Raw genomic sequence first — 1227 nt, 5'->3', positions numbered from 1 at the left:
GGCATGGTCCTCGATGTCGACCACCATCTCCGTGCGTGGCAGATGGGGTGGCAACGCACCGCGGTTCGCCCGACGCTTGGTGACACGCGCCTGACGCTCCATGGGAGCAGCCTGTTCGTTCTCCTCCTCGCCGGCCGCCTCGATCTGCTCGGCTTCTTCAAGTCCCAGCAGCAGCTGGTCTTCCGGCAGCGTCTCAGCACGACGGCCGAAGCGGTGGCGCTGCAATTCCTTGATGATCTGGATCAACCGGGCGTTCTCGACGTCGCGCGCCAGCACCATCGCCTTCAGCGCATCCGGATCGTCGGGAAGCTGGTCCGCCGTCATCGCCATGAGTGGATCAGACCATATTCGTCGACAGCCCGCGACAGCGGAATCCAGGCTGATTCACTTGGTCGCGGGTCAGCCCGCCTGGGCTGGAACACGGGTCCGGCGCGCCTCGTGGACGCGCCGCCAGTCGAGTCCTTCGAGCAGCGCCGAGAACTGCGCCGCCGTCAGCTGCATCACGCCATCCTGAACCTTTGGCCAGCGGAACTCCCCGTCCTCCAAGCGCTTGGCATAGAGGCAGACGCCGGTGCCGTCCCAGAAGATCAGCTTGATCCGATCCGTGCGTTTGGCGCGGAAGACGTAGATCGCGCCGCTGAACGGATCGGCGCCCATCGTCTCGCGCACCAGCGCCGCCAGGCCCTCCGCGCCCTTGCGGAAGTCCACCGGCTTCGTCGCCACCATGACCTTGACCGCACCCGTCGGCCCGATCACGACGTCGCCTTCAGCGCGCGGATCACCGCCGCCACCGTCTTGGCGTCGGCGCCACGGCCGACCCGCATGGCGACGCCGTCGATCTCCAACTCGATAACGCCGGCGTCGCGGGCAGCTTTCCGTTTGCGTTGTGGCTGTTGTTTCCCCGTCGGTTCCGGCTTCGGAGCCGGCACCACTGCCGGCACGAACAACGGTTCCGGTGCCAGCGCTTCCGCCAACGGCACACGAGCAGCCCGACGCCAGGCGAACAACTGCTGCGGGGACAATGCATACCGCCGGGCCACGGCACTCACGGTCGCGCCGGCTTCGTAGCTTTCCGCCACGATCCGCGCCTTCTCCCCCGGCGCCATTCGCGCCGCCGACCGGAGCCCGTGAACACCTCGAACCGGCGCGCGGGCTCGTGATCGCTGGATTTGAGCGTAAGCTCTGAAATCGTCATGTGTCGAAGCCCTCAAAGGCTCCGAACATCGT

3 protein-coding genes are annotated in these 1227 nt (G+C 66.8%); all 3 read right to left on the bottom strand.

What is annotated here, in order from left to right; translation table 11 throughout:
• Window positions 1-330, bottom strand: a 330-nt coding sequence (locus tag AC0L2U_RS34660; RefSeq protein ID WP_473603695.1) for a transposase domain-containing protein, incomplete at its 3' end; no start/stop codon positions are given.
• Window positions 331-399: 69 nt separating this feature from the next.
• On the bottom strand, window positions 400-756 hold the full coding sequence (gene tnpB, locus AC0L2U_RS34655) for an IS66 family insertion sequence element accessory protein TnpB (protein WP_473603694.1): 357 nt from the start codon (window positions 754-756) through the stop codon (window positions 400-402).
• Window positions 753-1106 (bottom strand): IS66-like element accessory protein TnpA, encoded by a 354-nt coding sequence (tnpA, locus tag AC0L2U_RS34650; RefSeq protein ID WP_473603693.1) that lies wholly within the window; start codon window positions 1104-1106, stop codon window positions 753-755. The genes tnpB and tnpA overlap by 4 nt, the downstream gene beginning before the upstream one ends.
• Window positions 1107-1227 lie beyond the last annotated feature (121 nt).

The organism is Mesorhizobium sp. WSM4808 (genome assembly GCF_055811675.1).
This window is presented reverse-complemented; position numbering and strand designations above follow the sequence as displayed.